This is a genomic window from Streptomyces sp. NPDC054757 (assembly GCF_053612185.1).
In genome coordinates this window covers 189136-204953 of the sequence record NZ_JBSHBW010000012.1, presented here as the reverse complement: position 1 = coordinate 204953, position 15818 = coordinate 189136, and the positions used below count along the sequence as shown (strand labels likewise).

The following is a 15818-nucleotide window of genomic DNA, read 5'->3' as shown; positions in this document are numbered from 1 at the left end:
GGCCCGACCTCCTCAGGTCGGGCCGGCGGCCTTCGGCGCTCACGCGCCGGTCCTGGTGCCCGCGGTGGTCCGGGCGGCGGCCTCTGCCACCGGCCGGTACCGCGTGTGTGACCTGAACGAAATCCGAGAGGGGGCCCGAGCGTGTCGATCTTGGAGAATATCCGGGGACCGCACGACCTGAAGGCGCTCGCCGAGGCGGAACTCGGTGAACTGGCCGTAGAAATAAGGGAGTTCCTGATCCAGGCAGTGGCCAGGACCGGGGGACACCTGGGGCCGAACCTGGGGGTGGTAGAACTCGCCATCGCACTGCACCGCGTCTTCGACTCGCCCGCCGACCGCATCCTCTGGGACACCGGCCACCAGAGCTATGTGCACAAACTGCTGACGGGCCGGCAGGACTTCTCCAAACTGCGCAGCAAGGGCGGCCTCTCCGGCTACCCCGCCCGCGAGGAGTCCGAGCACGACGTCATCGAGAACTCGCACGCCTCGACGGTCCTCGGCTGGGCCGACGGCCTCGCCAAGGCCAACGAGGTGCTCGGCAGGCCCGGCCATGTCGTCGCGGTGACCGGCGACGGAGCGCTCACCGGCGGGATGGCCTGGGAGGCGCTGAACAACATCGCGGCCGCCGCGGACCGCCCCCTGATCATCGTCGTGAACGACAACGGGCGCTCGTACGGCCCGACGACCGGCGGCCTGGCCAACCACTTCGCCACCCTCCGCACGACCGACGGCTATGAGCGCGCGCTCGCCTGGGGCAAGGAGGTACTCCGGTCGACGCCCGTGGTGGGAGAGCCGCTGTACGGATCGCTGCACGGCGCGAAGAAGGGGTTCAAGGACGCCTTCGCACCGCAGGGCATGTTCGAGGACCTGGGGCTCAAGTACATCGGCCCCGTCGACGGCCACGACATCGCCGCCGTGCAGTCGGCGCTGAACCGGGCCAAACGCTTCCACGGTCCGGTGCTCGTGCACTGCCTCACCGAGAAGGGACGCGGCTACCGGCCCGCCCTGGAGGACGAGGCGGACCGCTTCCACACGGTCAGCGTGATGGACCCGCTGACCTGCGCGCCGCTCGCCCCGCCCGGCGGCCCCTCCTGGACCTCGGTGTTCGGCGCCGAGATCGCCGCCATCGGCGCCGAGCGGCCCGATGTCGTCGCGATCACGGCGGCGATGCTGCACCCGGTCGGCCTCACCGAGTTCGCCGAGCGGTTCCCCGACCGGGTCTGGGACGTCGGGATCGCCGAACAGCACGCGACGGTCTCCGCGGCGGGACTCGCCACCGGAGGTCTGCACCCGGTGGTCGCCGTGTACGCGACCTTCCTCAACCGGGCCGTCGACCAGCTGCTGATGGATGTGGCCCTGCACCGCTGCGGGGTGACGTTCGTCCTCGACAGGGCCGGGGTCACCGGCGTCGACGGTCCCTCGCACAACGGCATGTGGGACATGTCCGTCCTCCAGGCCGTACCGGGGCTGCGGATAGCCGCGCCCCGCGACGCCGACCAGCTCCGCGCCCAGCTCCGGGAGGCGGTCGACGTGGACGACGCGCCGACCGTACTGCGCTTCCCCAAGGAGTCGGTGGGCGAGCCGCTCCCGGCGGTCGGCCGGGTCGGCGGTATGGACGTACTGCACCGGGCCGCCCGGCCCGAAGTGCTGCTCGTCGCCGTCGGGGTGCTCGCCCCGGTCTGTCTCCGCGCCGCCGAACTCCTCGAAGGCCGCGGCATCGGCTGCACGGTCGTCGACCCGCGCTGGGTCAAACCGGTGGACCGGGCACTCCCCGGACTCGCCGCCGGGCACCGGCTGGTCGCGGTCGCCGAGGACAACAGCCGCAGCGGCGGGGTGGGTTCGGCGGTCGGCCAGGCGCTGCGCGACGGCGGGGTCGACGTACCGCTGCGGACCTTCGGGATCCCCGAGCAGTTCCTCCCGCACGCCAAACGCGCCGAGGTGCTGGCCGACATCGGGCTCACGCCCATCGAGATCGCAGGACGGATCAGCGCCGCCCTGAAAGCCAAGGAGAAGACGGAATGACGGAAGGCGCACCCAAGGGCCTCGAACCGAAGGCGTTCGATCTGACGGCCCTGCTCGCCGAGCGTGGTGCCGAGCGCTACGAGCTGCACACCCGCCACCTCAACCACCAGCTGCCGAGGATGCTGCACACCATCGGCTTCGACAACGTCTACGAGCGGGCCGATGGCGCCCACTTCTGGGACGCGGACGGCAACGACTACCTCGACATGCTCGCGGGCTTCGGCGTCATGGGACTCGGCCGGCACCACCCGGTCGTCCGTAAGGCGCTGCACGATGTCCTGGACGCCTCACTCGCCGACCTGACCCGCTTCGACTGTCAGCCGCTGCCCGGCCTGCTCGCCGAGAAGCTGCTGGCCCACTCGCCCCATCTGGACCGGGTGTTCTTCGGCAACAGCGGTACGGAGGCGGTCGAGACGGCGCTGAAGTTCGCCAGGTACGCCACCGGGAAGCCCAGGATCCTGTACTGCTCGCACGCCTTCCACGGGCTGACGACCGGTTCGCTCTCGGTCAACGGCGAGGACGGCTTCCGGGACGGATTCGCACCGCTGCTGCCCGACACGGCAATCACTATGGGCGATCTGGCCGCGCTGGAACGCGAGTTGAAGCGTGGCGACGTGGCGGGCTTCGTCGTCGAGCCGATCCAGGGCAAGGGGGTCCTGGAGACTCCGCCCGGCTTCCTGCGCGCCGCCCAGGAGCTGCTGCACCGGCACAAGGCGCTGCTGATCGCCGACGAGGTGCAGACGGGGCTCGGGCGGACCGGCGACTTCTACGCCTACCAGCACGAGGAGGGCGTAGAACCCGATCTGGTCTGTGTGGCCAAGTCGCTCTCGGGCGGGTACGTCCCGGTCAGCGCGACGCTGGGCAAGGACTGGATCTTCAAGAAGGTCTACTCCTCCATGGACCGGGTGCTGGTCCACTCGGCCAGCTTCGGCGCCAACGCCCAGGCGATGGCCGCCGGGCTCGCCGTGCTCTCGGTGATGGAGGACGAGGAGACCGTCGCCCACGCCCGCGCCACCGGTGAACTGCTCAAGTCCCGGCTGGCCGCGCTCATCCCGCGGTACGAGCTGCTGCACGAGGTACGCGGGCGTGGGCTGATGATCGGCATCGAGTTCGGGCGTCCCTCGTCGTTGAAGCTCCGCAGCCGGTGGACCATGCTCCAGGCGGCCCGCAAGGGGCTCTTCGCGCAGATGGTCGTCGTACCGCTGCTCCAGAAGCACCGCATCCTCACACAGGTCTCCGGGGACCATCTGGAAGTGATCAAACTGATCCCGCCACTGGTCATCGGGGAGGCCGATGTGGACCGGTTCGTCGAGGCGTTCACCGCGGTGATGGACGACGCGCACGGCGGCGGCGGGCTCATGTGGGACTTCGGGCGGACCCTGGTGAAACAGGCGGTCGCCAACCGCTGAGAGCCTGACCCGACCGCTTTTTGCCTCAGAGGCAAGAAAATTGCCTCTGAGGCATTTCGCTGTCCCAATGGACGTATGAGCACCCCCGAGGAGGATCTGCCCGACGTCGCTCCGCGTCTGCGCGAACTGCGCCGGCGCGGGCGGCTCACCCTGGAGGCCGCGGCCCGCCGGGCGGGTCTCTCCCCGGCGCACCTCTCCCGCCTGGAGACCGGTGCCCGGCAGCCTTCGCTGCCCATGCTGCTCTCGCTGGCCCGTATCTACGGTACGTCGGTCTCCGAGCTGCTGGGTGAGGTGCCGCCGGAGCGGGACCCCGTCATCAGGGGCGGCCGCCGCGGCTCCGTCGAGGCCGACGGCTGGACGTACCACCCGGCCGGTTCACCGGGCCGGGCGATGCAGGCCCTGCGAGTGCAGGTGCCGTACGGGGCCCAGGGCGATCTCGTACGGGTCCATCCCGGCGAGGAGTGGCTGTACGTCCTCAGCGGGAGGCTGCGGCTGACCCTGGGCGAGGCGGCGCACGACCTCGACCCCGGGGACAGCGCCCACTTCGACTCGCTCACCCCGCACCGGATCGCGGCCGCGACCCGGGGCGGGACCGAGCTGCTCTTCATGCACACCCTGCTGCAGAGCCCTGACCTGCACTGAAGCTTGATCTGCACTGAAGCCTGATCTGCACTGAGCCCGGTCCGACAGGGCGACGAGACGACGAGAGAGGTCCGCCATGCGCGATGACACCCCCGCAGGCACCCCCGCAGACGCCCACGAGGAGAAGCGGTTCCCCAGAGGACTCGTCATCCGGCTGATCGCCTATCTGGTGGCAGGCCACCTCTTCGCCGGTTTCGTCTATCTGCTGTTCACGCTCGGCGGTCAGCAGTAGCAGAGCCCGCGCCGGTGGCTCAGGAGGCTTCTTCGAGCAGTCGGGCGCACAGCTTCTCGCGGGTCTCCTGGCTGACTCCCAGTCCCTCGGCGAGATAGCGGTCGGTGCTGCCCCAGGTCTCGTCGATGGCCCTGAAGGCCGTCTCCAGATAGGCTGCGCGGGCCTCGAAGAGCGGGCTCAGCAGCTGCATCACCTCGTCGTGGTGCGGGTTGGCCGACTCGTCGCTGCGCTTGACCAGATAGCGCCGCCGGGGATCGTTCGACTTCAGGTAGTCCGCCTCGACGGCGTCGCGCTCCACGCCCGCCGCGAGCAGCGTCACCGCTATCGAGAGACCCGCCCGGTCCTTGCCCGCGGCGCAGTGCATCAGGGCCGGCACGCTGTCATCGGCGAGCGCGTGGAGCACCCGGCTGTGCTCGGCCGTCCTGGTCGTGATGATCGTCCGGTACGACTCGGCCATCCGGCCCGCGGCCCGGTCGTCGGAGAGGATCTTCCGCAGCTGGGCCAGGTCGCCGTCGCGGACCATCCGCCAGAACTCGGAGCCGTCCGCCGGGTCCGTCAGCGGGATGTTGACATGGCGGACGCCCGCCAGCTCCACGTCCCGGCCGTCCAGGGCCACATCGGCCGCGTTGCGGAAGTCGAAGATCGTGTGCAGCCCGAGCGAGGACAGAAAGGCGGCGTCGTCGGCGGTGGCGTGCGCGAGGTGGCCGCTGCGGAACAGCCTGCCCCGGCGCACCCGCCGGCCGTCAGCGGTCGGCAGCCCGCCCACGTCACGGAAGTTGCGGACCCCGGCCAGCTCCGGTTCTGCCGACGGGACCTGCGGAAGTTGCTGCGTCACGGGGCTCCTCGGTGTCCTGCCGGTGCGCGGCTGGCCGCCGCCGGCGCGGTGGTGGACCTGACGGTCCGGCCGGGTCGTCACGGCCCGGACTTCTGACGATGGAATTCCGACGATACGACATCGGTGCGTGATGCAGGCATCGTGTCCGGGAGAGGCGGGACGGCGCCCCTTATTCCGTCTTTAGGCAAACTGGCCAGGTGGCTTTTCTCACGGCCCGTCACCCCCTTAATACGGTCGCGTAGGTCACATCGTGAGGTGCAGGATGGGCCGTTGTGGCAGACGATTCGGCAATCAAGAACAGAGACATCATCGGGTCGTACGCGGCGATCGGCGACAGCTTCACCGAGGGAGTCGGGGACCCCGGACCCGACGGGAACTTCGTGGGCTGGGCCGACCGGCTCGCCGTACTCCTGGACGACCGCGTCCCCGAACACACCTTCCGTTACGCGAACCTGGCGGTACGCGGACGCCTCCTCGACCAGATCGTCGACGAGCAGGTCCCGCGGGCCAAGGAACTCGCCCCCGACCTGGTCAGCTTCTCGGCCGGCGGCAACGACATCATCCGGCCGGGCTCCGACCCGGACGACGCGGCCGAGCGCTTCGAGCGGGCACTCGCCGATCTGACCTCCTCGGTCGGCACCGTCATGGTGACCACCGGGTTCGACACCCGGGGTGTTCCGGTCCTGCGCCATCTGCGCGGCAAGATCGCTACGTACAACGAGCATGTACGGGTCATCGCCGCACGGCACGGCGCCCCGGTGCTCGACCTCTGGTCCCTCAAGACCATCCAGGACCGGCGCGCCTGGGACGCCGACCGGCTGCACCTCTCGCCCGAGGGCCATACCCGTGTCGCGCTGCGCGCCGCGCAGGTGCTGGGCCTCGACGTCCCCGCGGACCCGGACCAGCCGTGGCCCCCGGAGCCGCCACGCGGATCGGCCGAGGTGCGGCGCGACAACATCCAGTGGGCCCGGGAGCATCTGGTGCCGTGGATAGGCCGCAGGCTCCGCGGTGAGTCATCGGGCGACCATGTCGCCGCCAAGCGCCCCGACCTGCTGCCGCTCTGACGACAGCGCGTACGCCCCGGCACGGATCCGGCGGGACAGATCCGTGACCCGGTGGCGGCGCGGACCGTTCACGGGGCCGTTCCTCCACCGTCGTGCCCGCCGCACATAATGGATCGACACCGCACACCTGGAGGTCCCCGTGCCCGCTTCCCGTTCTCTGCCGCCCCGGCTCCGCGCGCTGCGGCCCGAGGGCTTCGGCGCGGACCCGGCCGGAGAGCGGATGGCACGTATCCGCCGCTCGCCGAACTTCGCCGACGGCGTCTTCCAGAACCCGGTGGGGGCCAGGACCCGGCCGACCGGCTCCATGGCCGAGTTCGCGAAGGTCTACTTCCGCAAGGAGGAGCGGGCCCGCAGATATCCCGAGGGCACCGTTCCCGTCCATGCCACCACCGTCGCCGACCTCGCGAAGCCGCCGGCCTCGGGGCTGCGGCTCACCTGGATGGGGCACTCCAGCGTGCTGGCCGAGATCGACGGCGCGCGGGTGCTGTTCGACCCCGTCTGGGGGCAGCGCTGCTCACCGTTCTCGTTCGCAGGGCCGAAGCGGCTGCACCCCGCGCCGCTGCCGCTCGCCGCTCTCGGGTCCGTCGATGTCGTGGTGATCTCCCACGACCACTACGACCATCTGGACCTCCCCACCATCAAGGCCCTGGTGGGGACGGGTACGGTCTTCGCGGTGCCGCTCGGCGTGGGTGCCCATCTGGAGCGCTGGGGTGTGCCCGCATCCCGGCTGCGCGAGCTGGACTGGAACGAGACCGCCGAGGTGGCCGGCATCCGGCTCACCGCCACCCCGGCCAGGCACTTCTGCGGGCGCGGGCTGCGCAATCAGCAGCACACCCTCTGGGCGTCCTGGGCCGTCGCCGGGCCCGAGCACCGGATCTACCACAGCGGCGACACCGGATACTTCCCCGGCTTCGCCGAGATCGGCTCCGAGCACGGCCCCTTCGACGCCACGATGATCCAGATCGGGGCGTACTCGGAGTACTGGCCCGACATCCACATGACACCGGCCGAGGGCGTACAGGCGCATCTGGACCTCCAGGGCGGGAAGCCCGGCGGTGCGCTGCTGCCCATCCACTGGGGCACCTTCAACCTCGCCCCCCACCCGTGGGCCGAGCCCGGCGAGTGGACCAGGGACGCCGCGGGGGAGGCCGGGCAGGCGGTGGCGCTGCCCCGGGCCGGTGAGCCCTTCGAGCCGTCGGGCAAGCTCCCGTCCGACCCGTGGTGGCGGGCGGTGTCCCCGCCGGTCGCCCGTCCGTGGCGGGTCTCCACGGCTCCGGCCGCCACCCCGGCGGGCGGCCGGAGCGGTGTCGGTCTCGCGGAGGAGCAGCACTCCTGAGGTGAGGGGCGCCCGGGGGATCGGGCGCCCGGTTCAGGCCGCCGGTACGGGGTCTTACGGCCATCGGTACCGCGTACGGTCGCCGTACGGGCCTACGGTCATCGGACCCCGTCTTACGGACACCCGCCTACGGCCGTGGCACCGCGAACTGGAAGCAGCCGTACTCCAGGGCGCGTACGTGCACCAACGCCACTTCCGGGGCGGCGAACGCCTCATCGAGGGCCGAGTCGAACCCGGCGTCCGCCTCCTCCGGGATCTCGAAGAGACGGCCGCCCACGATGTGCCCGTCGGCGTCATAGCGCCGCAGGGTGCGCAGTGCGCCCGGCCGCGCGAAGGGGTAACCGCCGGTGGTGCGCGGGCCCTCGCACTCCCCGGCGTGGATGAAGACCGGTCCCGCCTCGTCGTACGCGCCGGGGTCCGCGCCGTTCGCGGCCGCCCAGCGGCGCAGCGGTGCGTACGAGACGAGAGCGACCCGCTCACCGGGCTCGATCGCCCGCAGACAGCAGCGCAGCGGGCTGCCCACACAGTCGATGGGGTCACCGTCCTCGCGGGCGATGTACGGGTGCGGGGGCCGCCCGGAGTCGTCGGAGACGCGGAGCTCCCGGAGCGCGTCGGCGGGAATGGGAAGAGGCATGTACGTGGTCATGGCTCCAATCTCGCCGGAGCGCCCCGAAGGTGCTGGCGGGATTCTGACGCCGAGTCCGGTCGCGCCTCAGCCCCCTCCCGGGAGGGGGCCTGGCCTCAGCTGCTGTGAACGGTGTTCTGGCCGGTGCTGTGTCCGGTCTGCTCCCGGGCGCCGGTCTGCCGGGCCGCTGCCACGATGTTCTGGAGTGCGGTCAGATGGTCGTCCAGCGCCTGCCGGCCCTCGGGGGAGAGGGAGAGCCAGGTTCTGGGGCGCTTGCCCACGTGGCCCTTGCGGATGTCCAGGTAACCGGCCGTCTCCAGAGCGGACGCGGTCTTGCTGAGGACCGAGTCGGAGACCCGGCAGCCGTCGCGTACGGCGGCGAACTCGGCCTCGTCACACGCGGAGAGGAAGGCGGCGACGGCCAGCCGGGTCGGATGCTGGATCGTCTCGTCCAGCGTCGGCCCACCCTGTCCCGGTGGCGCCCCGGTCACCCCAGCTCCGCCAGGGTCCGCCTGATCACCGCGTTGCGGGCCAGGCAGGTCAGCCAGACGCCGAGTCCGCCCACGACGAACGCCGTGAGCTGCGCGGTGCCCAGGTCCGTGCCGAAGATCCGGCACAGCCATCCGGCCAGAATGCCCGCCAGGAAGACGGCCGGCAGCGCGACCCGGCTCCGCCACAGCCGGGCCGGCCAGGACCGGTCGATCAGCACCCCGGCCCCCCTGCGCGCCGCCCGCGCGAGTGCGACGACGACGCCCAGCGCCACGAGCGACACCGCGAGCGCCAGCAGCGTGGCCGCACCGCCCTTGTCGTCGCTCCAGGCCCGCACCGCACCCGCCACGATCACGGCCGCGGCCGCGGCCGGTCCGTACCACGCGGGGGAGAGCCCGGCCCGCAGCCGGGCCCGCTCCTGCGCCGTCGCCACGTCCCGCAGGGCGCCCGCGGCGTGCTCCGCCGGTTCTGCGGCTGAGGGGCGTATGCCCTCGTCGGCCGTGGGGCGTACGTACTCGTTCTCCTGCGGCGGCATGGTCACACCGGACCTCCCTGGGGCACACGATCGGGCTGAGGCTTGCCATCGTGTCACGTACTTTCCAGATTGGAAAGTACGTGCTGCCCCGTCACGCTCCCGCCCGCTCAGTAGATGTTGGCCTCCATCTGCGGGCCGTCCCCGCGGGTGCTGTTGATCTGGGCCCGCAGCGCGATCTCGTCGTACACCCGCATCTCGCGTACGATCCGACCCCCCTGGATCAGGAACTGGGAGGCTCCGAGCAGCGTGACGGGCTGGTCGGTCGGCCGGCCGAAGACCGGTGTGCCGCGGTAGCTCCCGTGCATGGTCCACAGGACCGCGACGCGCAGACCCGCGTACCGCTCGGCGTAGTTGGTCTGTACGTCCCGCACCGAGAAGCGGGCGTCGGGGAAGGCGCCGACCATGGCCAGCAGGTCGCTCTGGTACCGCTCGGGGCGGATGACCGTGCGGTCGCCGACCGTGTGCAGGAAGAGGTCCCGCACCATGAAGTCGTCGACCTTCTGGAGCCGCCGCTGCGTCCAGACCTCGTCGATGAACTCCAGGACCATCTCGCACTCGGGCCGGAAGTCGTCCGGGCGCGGGCCACTGACGCCCGCGAGGAGTACATCCTTCGGCGGCTCGTCCGTCATGGAGCCGCTGTAGCCCTGGAACCGGAGTGCGCGTGCGGCCTCGTCCGGGTCGATGCCGCGCTGGAGGCAGGTCGCGAGTTCGTCGCGTACCACCCACTCCTCGACCATGCGGCCCCGGCGATAGAGGCAGTTGGCGACCGTCCGCTTGCGGATGCGGATGTTCCGGCCGTCCACGAGGTGCTCGTCGGCCGAGAAGACCAGATGCGAGCTGAGGAAGGCGTCGTTGCCGCGTGCCTCCCACACCACGTCCTCTGCCTGGCCGATGTGCTGCGGTGTGCTGCCCATCCTCATCGTGCTGCCCTCGATGACTCCGTCGCGGCCGACGACGGTGCCCAGCCCTGTGTGGACGATCGAGTCCGGTTCGTAGTTGTCGACGATGTACGAGATGTCGCGGCCGACCCAGATGCGGTCGGTCACCTCACGGATGAAGTCGTCCGGGTCGGTGTAGGGGTGGTAGGCGACGGGGTCCAACGGCATGGGATTCTCCTTCTCTTGATGGCGCGTCAATGCGTATGCGTATGCGTATGCATGAGATCTTGAGGTGGGCCGGCGGGCGTCACCGGGCGAACTTGTCCGCCCCGAGCTGGCTGCGGTACGTCTCCGTCATGAAGGCGCTGACCACGACCAGGGCCACCACCGCGGCCGCCGCGAGGTAGACCCACACCGCGTAGATCGTGTCGAAGCTGCTCACCAGCAGTTCGGCGACGAACGGTGTGATGCCCATGAAGACCGAGAACGAGCTGTTGTACGCGATGGCGCTCGCGCTGAAGCGGGAGCGCGTGGCGAAGAGTTCCGCCGTGCAGACGGTGACGATGCCGGTGAGGAAGAACTCCGGGACGATGTAGATCAGTTGGCTCACGATGGCGGTGGGGAACGTGCCCACCTCGCCGACCCGGTAGGCCAGCGGGACCATGACGAGGCAGGCGACCGCTCCCGTGATCAGCATCGGCTTGCGGCCGATCCGGTCGGAGAGCATCCCGGCCAGCGGCAGCAGCGGGATGAGGACCGCGACCGAGATCGCGTTCGAGGCCAGTGCCATCCAGCGGGGCAGCCCCAGGGTGCCGGTCAGGTACTGGGGATAGAAGGTGACCCAGCTGTAGGAGAGGATCGCCAGCATCACCGAGACGCCGCAGTAGACCAGGATCGGCCGCCACTGGGTGCGCAGCGCGTTGCGGATCGGCGCCTCGACGGCCTGGGTGCCGTTCTCCGTCGCCCGGATGAACTCGGGGGTCTCGTCGATCCGCCTGCGCAGCCAGATCCCGACCGCGCTCAGCGGGAGCGTGAGCAGGAACGGGATCCGCCAGCCCCAGGAGTCCAGGGCCGGACCGTCGAAGAGCCAGCTGGTCAGAGCCGCCGTACCGGCCCCGGCGAGGATGCCGGCGAAGCAGCTGTTCGAGGCGTACGAGGCGTAGTAGGCGCGCCGTTCGGGCTCCGCCCACTCCACGACGAAGGCCACCGCCCCGACGTACTCGCCACCGGAGACCATGCCCTGGACCACCCGCAGCAGCAGGAGGAGCAGCGGGGCGAGGATACCGATCTGCTGATAGGTCGGCAGTGCGCCGATCAGGGCGGTGGCCACGCCCATGAGCACGATCGTCCACAGCAGTGTCTTCTTGCGGCCCGCCCGGTCTCCCCAGCGGCCGACCAGGGTGCCGCCGAGCGGGCGGAACAGACAGGCGATTCCGATGATCGCGTAGGTGCTCAGCACCGCGGCGGCCGGGCTGCTGTCGGGGAAGAACGTCGGTGCGAGCACCGGCGCCATATAGCCGTAGAGGCCGTAGTCGAACTGCTCCACGAAGTTCCCGATGCTGCCCGCGCCGATGGCCCGGTGAATCGCACTCCGCCTCTCCCGGTCGACTCCCTTGGTGCCGGGGGCGGTTGGGGGCGGCACTACAGCGGACATGGCTTCTCCGTTCGAGCCGGTACTGCGCCGATACTGCGTACGTGCTGCGGGACGTGCAGTGATGCATACGTATGAACTTCCGCCGAACATTAGGGAGCGGTGCGGGGGGCGTCAAGAGGTGGGACGGACCCGCTCGCCCCGGTCCGTGAACCGGTGCGTCAGGGGGGCGTGGGCCGGTGCGCGAGGGGCCGCGAACCGCTGCGTGAGGGTCCGCGAGCCGGGGCATGACGGATCAGCGGACCGGTCCCCGGACCGCCTGCCCGGCCCCTCCGGAGGGCTCAGAGGGGCTCGGACACCCCGGAGGGCTCGGTACGCCGCCGGAGGGGCCTGACGGGTCCGCGGCGGAGGCGCCCGACGGGTCCGCAGGCCGCTGTCAGCAGCCGGTGCCGCCCTCCGCGGGGTGCGGCGGCGCGAGGGTGCGGAAGGTGTCCATCAGGACATGTGCCATGTTGTGGAGCACCAGTTGGGCCCCCGCGTGCTCCGCGGCGCGTGCGCCTTCGGGCCCCGGGACGATCGTCATGACCGCTCGCCCCGCCTCGCGGGCCGCCCGGTGCGCCGTGGCGATGAGTCCGTCGATGACGTCCTGACCGGGGAACGCGCAGTCCACCGTCAGATCGGCCGGGCCGACCAGCACCGCGTCCACGCCTTCGGTGGCGACGATCTCCCCGGCGGCGGCACAGGCCCGTTCGGTCTCGATCATCGCCACGACGAGGGTGTCATCTGCGGCGGCCAGATGCTCGGCCGCCGTGACCGTACCGAAGCGGCCCGCCCTGCTGTACGTCGCGAACCCTCTCCGGCCCAGCGGCGGGTAGCGGTCCGCCGCCACCGCACGCCGTGCGTCCTGCGCGCTGTCGATGTGCGGATGGATGATCCCGGCGGCTCCCAGGTCCAGACAGCGCAGCGCGAGTGCGGGCTCGGACGTGCCGACCCGTACGAGTACGTCGATGCCCTGTGCGGCAGCCGCTGTCAGGTGGTTCTGGAGCGACGTCATGTCGGCGGGGCCGTGCTCGCAGTCGATGACCACGTAGTCCAGGCCCGCGACACCCGCCATCTCCACCAGGGTCTCCGACGGGAGCCGCAGCAGGGCGCCGTAGAGGCGTTCCCCTGAGGCCAGCCGCTGTTTGAGGGACCGGCGCCGGCCCGTGTCCGCCGCCGTCATCGCGCCACCATCCCCGCCGACAGGTCGATGTCCGCCCCGCACAGCCCGGACATCCGGAGCATGGCGGTCACGGCGGCGCCGACCTCATCCGCTGTGACCATCCGGCCCAGCGCCGCACGTGAGACGAAGGCGTCCTCCGCCTCCGCGCGGCTGCTGCCGGTCCGTTCGGCCTCCAGGCGGAAGTTCCGCTCCATCCGAGGGCCCGCGACCGGCCCGGGGGAGAGGGAGTTCACCGTGACCCCCGAGGGCCCGGCCTCGCCCGCCAGTGTCGTGGTCAGACCGATGACGGCCATCTTGGACGCGCAGTACGGCGTACGCCGCAGCAGCGGGCGCTTCCCGGACACGGAGGCGATGTTGATGATGTCCCCCGTGCCCCGTGCGGCCATGGCGGGCAGGAAGGCGCGGCACATCAGGAAGACACCCCGGACATTGACGGCGAAGACCTCGTCCCACTCCTCCGCCGAGATGTCGGCCAGCGGGGCCACCGGTCCCGCGATCCCCGCGTTGTTGACGAGCACCGAGATCTCCTCACCGGCCAGGCTCCCGGCAAGCTCCTCGACGGCGGAAGGCTCGGAGACGTCACAGACCCGGTGGACCACGCCCGGTCCGAGCGCCGACGCCGTCTCCTTGAGCCTGCGCTCGTCGCGACCGGTGATCACCACGCGGGCGCCTTCGGAGAGCAGCGCCCGGGTGATGGCGCTGCCGAGGCCGCTGCCGCCGCCGCTGACCAGTGCGGTGCGCCCGGCCAGCGGGGCAGCGGTCGTGGCGCTCATGCGCCGCTCTCGTTCCACGGCAGCGTGCCGTTGCCGTACTTGGCCGCCCGTACGTCTCCGGACCGGGCGTGTCCCTCGAACAGCTCGACGCGTGCGGCCCGCCCGCACACCTCGCCGAGCCGCGCCGACGAGGAGGTGTCCGTCACCTCCTGATAGGTCACCGTCTTGAGGTACTTGCCGACCCACAGGCCGCCGGTGTAGCGGGCGGCGCCCCGGGTGGGCAGCACATGGTTGGTGCCGATGACCTTGTCGCCGTAACTGACGCAGGTACCCTCGCCGAGGAAGAGCGCCCCGTAGTCGCGCATCCGGTCGAGGGCCAGGCGCGGTTCCGCGGTGAGGACCTCGACGTGTTCGGACGCGTAGCTGTCCGCGATCTCGTAGGCCTCGTCCAGGGAGCCCGCCACGACGATCTCGCCGTGGTCCCGCCAGGCGGGCTCGGCGTAGTCCTTGGTCGGCATGGAGGGCAGCAGCCGGTCGATGTGGCGGCGCACCGTGTGCCCCAGCTCCTCCGACGTGGTGACCAGTACGGCGGGCGAGTCCGGGCCGTGCTCGGCCTGCGAGAGCAGGTCGACGGCGACCACGAACGGGTCGGCGTGCTCGTCGGCGATCACCAGGATCTCGGTCGGCCCCGCGAACAGATCGATGCCGACCTCGCCGAACAACTGGCGCTTGGCCTCGGCGACATAGGCGTTGCCGGGCCCGGCGATCAGCGGCACCCGGCCGATGGTCTCGGTGCCGATGGCGAGCGCGGCGACGGCCTGGACGCCGCCGAGGAGATGGATCTCGTCCGCGCCGGCGAGGTGCATCGCCGCGACCGTGGCCGCGGGGATCTCACCGCGGATCGGCGGAGTGCAGGCGGCGACCCGCTCCACCCCGGCGACCTTCGCGGTCACGATGGTCATGTGCGCCGAGGCGGTCAGCGGGTAGCGGCCACCGGGGACGTACGCGCCGGCCCCGGCCACCGGTACGTGCCGGTGGCCCAGGCGCACACCGGGCAGCGTCTCGATCTCGATGTCCCGCATCGAGTCACGCTGCGCCTGCGCGAAGGTACGCACCTGGCGCTGGACGAACCGGATGTCGTCGAGCACGGTCTCCGGCACTCCGGCGACGATCCGGCTGATCTCGTCCGGGCCGAGACGGAACGACCCGGGGCTCCAGTTGTCGAACTTCTCGGAGTACTGGCGGACCGCTTCGTCCCCCCGCGCCCGGATGTCTTCGAGGATGGCGCCGACACGGTCGGCCACGTCCGCGTGGGCCGCGCGGACCTCGCCTGCGGGCACGGGGGACTTGAGGAAATGGGGCATGGACCGGCTCTCTTCTGATGAGGGTGAGGGGGCGGGTGTGACGGCAGATGCGGGTGAGGGTGCGGGTGTGACGGCGGATGCGGGAAAGTGGCGGGAGTGGCGGGAGTGGCGAGCTGTGGGCGTACGGACGGCCGGCCGCTGAGCCCGGTCGGCGGCCGTGAGCAGTTCCCGCAGGGCGGCCGAGACCGCGTGCGGCCTTTGCCACGGCACCAGATGACCCGCCCCGGCCAGTTCGTGCAGCCGGGCACCGGGCAGGGCGCCGGCGATCGCGCGGTGGAAGTCCGGCGGGCACAGCGCGTCCCGGGTGCCGTACAGCACGACGGCGGGACAGCGTGCGGTGCGCAGCGCGTCGAACGCGTCGGTACGGGTGGCCTGCGCGGCGAGCTGGGCGCGGGCGGCGTCCGGGCCGACCGCGTACGCCATGTCCCGGTAGCGCCGCGCGGACCCGGGCGGCGGGCAGGGCACGTCGAACATGCCGGGCAGGGTCCGTTCCACCACATCGGCGAACCGGCCCGCGCCGATCAGCTCGTCCATCGCCCGCCAGGAGCTGTACTGGTCGGGGCGCGGCGCAGCCGCGTTGGCCGACATGGCGCAGAAGCCCGCGACCCGCTCCGGCGCCCGGCGCAGCACCTCGAAGCCGACGATGGCCCCGAGGCTGAGCCCGGCGAGGACGAAGGGTCCGGAGACCGTGGACAGCACCCGCTCGGCCAGCGCCCCGATGTCCGGTTCCGCCAGGGCCACTTGACGGACCTCGCGGTCTTGGGGCAGCGCCACACCGGACCAGAGACTCCCGTCGCACAGCATGCCGGGGACCAGTACCAGCGGCAGCGGTCCGTGCGTACGGTTCCCGGGCACGGTGGC

General features: G+C 71.3%; 15 protein-coding genes. 6 read left to right on the top strand and 9 right to left on the bottom strand.

The features are described 5' to 3' along the window. The first annotated feature begins 141 nt into the window (after nucleotides 1-141). The 4 genes from dxs (at nucleotide 142) to ACWGKJ_RS17350 (ending at nucleotide 4305) form a co-directional block, all read left to right on the top strand. A complete protein-coding gene (gene dxs / locus ACWGKJ_RS17365) occupies nucleotides 142-2022 on the top strand; it encodes a 1-deoxy-D-xylulose-5-phosphate synthase (RefSeq protein WP_385018332.1) in 1881 nt (626 codons plus the stop codon). Continuing rightward, a complete protein-coding gene (locus tag ACWGKJ_RS17360) occupies nucleotides 2019-3431 on the top strand; it encodes an aspartate aminotransferase family protein (protein ID WP_385018330.1) in 1413 nt (470 codons plus the stop codon). The genes dxs and ACWGKJ_RS17360 overlap by 4 nt, the downstream gene beginning before the upstream one ends. Nucleotides 3432-3506: 75 nt before the next feature. Continuing rightward, entirely contained in the window at nucleotides 3507-4073 is a 567-nt protein-coding gene (locus tag ACWGKJ_RS17355; RefSeq protein ID WP_385018328.1) for a helix-turn-helix domain-containing protein, read from the top strand. A 76-nt stretch (nucleotides 4074-4149) separates the two neighbouring features. Beyond that, a complete protein-coding gene (locus ACWGKJ_RS17350; RefSeq protein WP_385018326.1) occupies nucleotides 4150-4305 on the top strand; it encodes a DUF6126 family protein in 156 nt (51 codons plus the stop codon). A gap of 19 nt (nucleotides 4306-4324) precedes the next feature. Here ACWGKJ_RS17350 and ACWGKJ_RS17345 read toward each other — a convergent pair whose 3' ends face one another. Then, nucleotides 4325-5140 carry a tyrosine-protein phosphatase gene (locus ACWGKJ_RS17345; RefSeq protein ID WP_385018324.1) on the bottom strand — a complete coding sequence of 272 codons (816 nt, stop codon included), beginning with the start codon at nucleotides 5138-5140 and terminating at the stop codon, nucleotides 4325-4327. Nucleotides 5141-5412: 272 nt separating this feature from the next. On the opposite strand from ACWGKJ_RS17345, the gene ACWGKJ_RS17340 reads away from it, so the two are divergent. Further along, on the top strand, nucleotides 5413-6204 hold the full coding sequence (locus ACWGKJ_RS17340; protein ID WP_385018322.1) for an SGNH/GDSL hydrolase family protein: 792 nt from the start codon (nucleotides 5413-5415) through the stop codon (nucleotides 6202-6204). 139 nt (nucleotides 6205-6343) lie between these two features. Beyond that, nucleotides 6344-7540 (top strand): MBL fold metallo-hydrolase, encoded by a 1197-nt coding sequence (locus ACWGKJ_RS17335; protein ID WP_385018320.1) that lies wholly within the window; start codon nucleotides 6344-6346, stop codon nucleotides 7538-7540. A 127-nt stretch (nucleotides 7541-7667) separates the two neighbouring features. On the opposite strand, the gene ACWGKJ_RS17330 is transcribed toward ACWGKJ_RS17335, so the two are convergent. The 8 genes from ACWGKJ_RS17330 to hisD form a co-directional block, all read right to left on the bottom strand. Beyond that, nucleotides 7668-8186, bottom strand: a complete 519-nt coding sequence (locus ACWGKJ_RS17330; RefSeq protein WP_385018318.1) for a DUF1203 domain-containing protein — start codon at nucleotides 8184-8186, stop codon at nucleotides 7668-7670. 95 nt (nucleotides 8187-8281) lie between these two features. Continuing rightward, nucleotides 8282-8656, bottom strand: coding sequence for a winged helix-turn-helix domain-containing protein (locus ACWGKJ_RS17325; protein ID WP_385018316.1), 375 nt, complete (start codon nucleotides 8654-8656; stop codon nucleotides 8282-8284). Further along, nucleotides 8653-9189: a hypothetical protein gene (locus tag ACWGKJ_RS17320; RefSeq protein ID WP_385018349.1), complete on the bottom strand. Its 537-nt coding sequence runs from the start codon at nucleotides 9187-9189 to the stop codon at nucleotides 8653-8655. The genes ACWGKJ_RS17325 and ACWGKJ_RS17320 overlap by 4 nt, the downstream gene beginning before the upstream one ends. 107 nt (nucleotides 9190-9296) lie before the next feature. Continuing rightward, on the bottom strand, nucleotides 9297-10295 hold the full coding sequence (locus ACWGKJ_RS17315) for a nuclear transport factor 2 family protein (protein WP_385018314.1): 999 nt from the start codon (nucleotides 10293-10295) through the stop codon (nucleotides 9297-9299). Between the two features lie 79 nt (nucleotides 10296-10374). After that, entirely contained in the window at nucleotides 10375-11721 is a 1347-nt protein-coding gene (locus ACWGKJ_RS17310) for an MFS transporter (RefSeq protein ID WP_385018312.1), read from the bottom strand. Between the two features lie 373 nt (nucleotides 11722-12094). Next, nucleotides 12095-12880 carry an HpcH/HpaI aldolase family protein gene (locus ACWGKJ_RS17305; protein WP_385018310.1) on the bottom strand — a complete coding sequence of 262 codons (786 nt, stop codon included), beginning with the start codon at nucleotides 12878-12880 and terminating at the stop codon, nucleotides 12095-12097. Beyond that, nucleotides 12877-13653: an SDR family NAD(P)-dependent oxidoreductase gene (locus ACWGKJ_RS17300; RefSeq protein ID WP_385018307.1), complete on the bottom strand. Its 777-nt coding sequence runs from the start codon at nucleotides 13651-13653 to the stop codon at nucleotides 12877-12879. The genes ACWGKJ_RS17305 and ACWGKJ_RS17300 overlap by 4 nt, the downstream gene beginning before the upstream one ends. Then, entirely contained in the window at nucleotides 13650-15812 is a 2163-nt protein-coding gene (hisD, locus tag ACWGKJ_RS17295) for a histidinol dehydrogenase (RefSeq protein ID WP_385018305.1), read from the bottom strand. Before hisD ends, ACWGKJ_RS17300 begins: the two co-directional genes overlap by 4 nt. Between the last annotated feature and the right edge of the window lie 6 nt (nucleotides 15813-15818).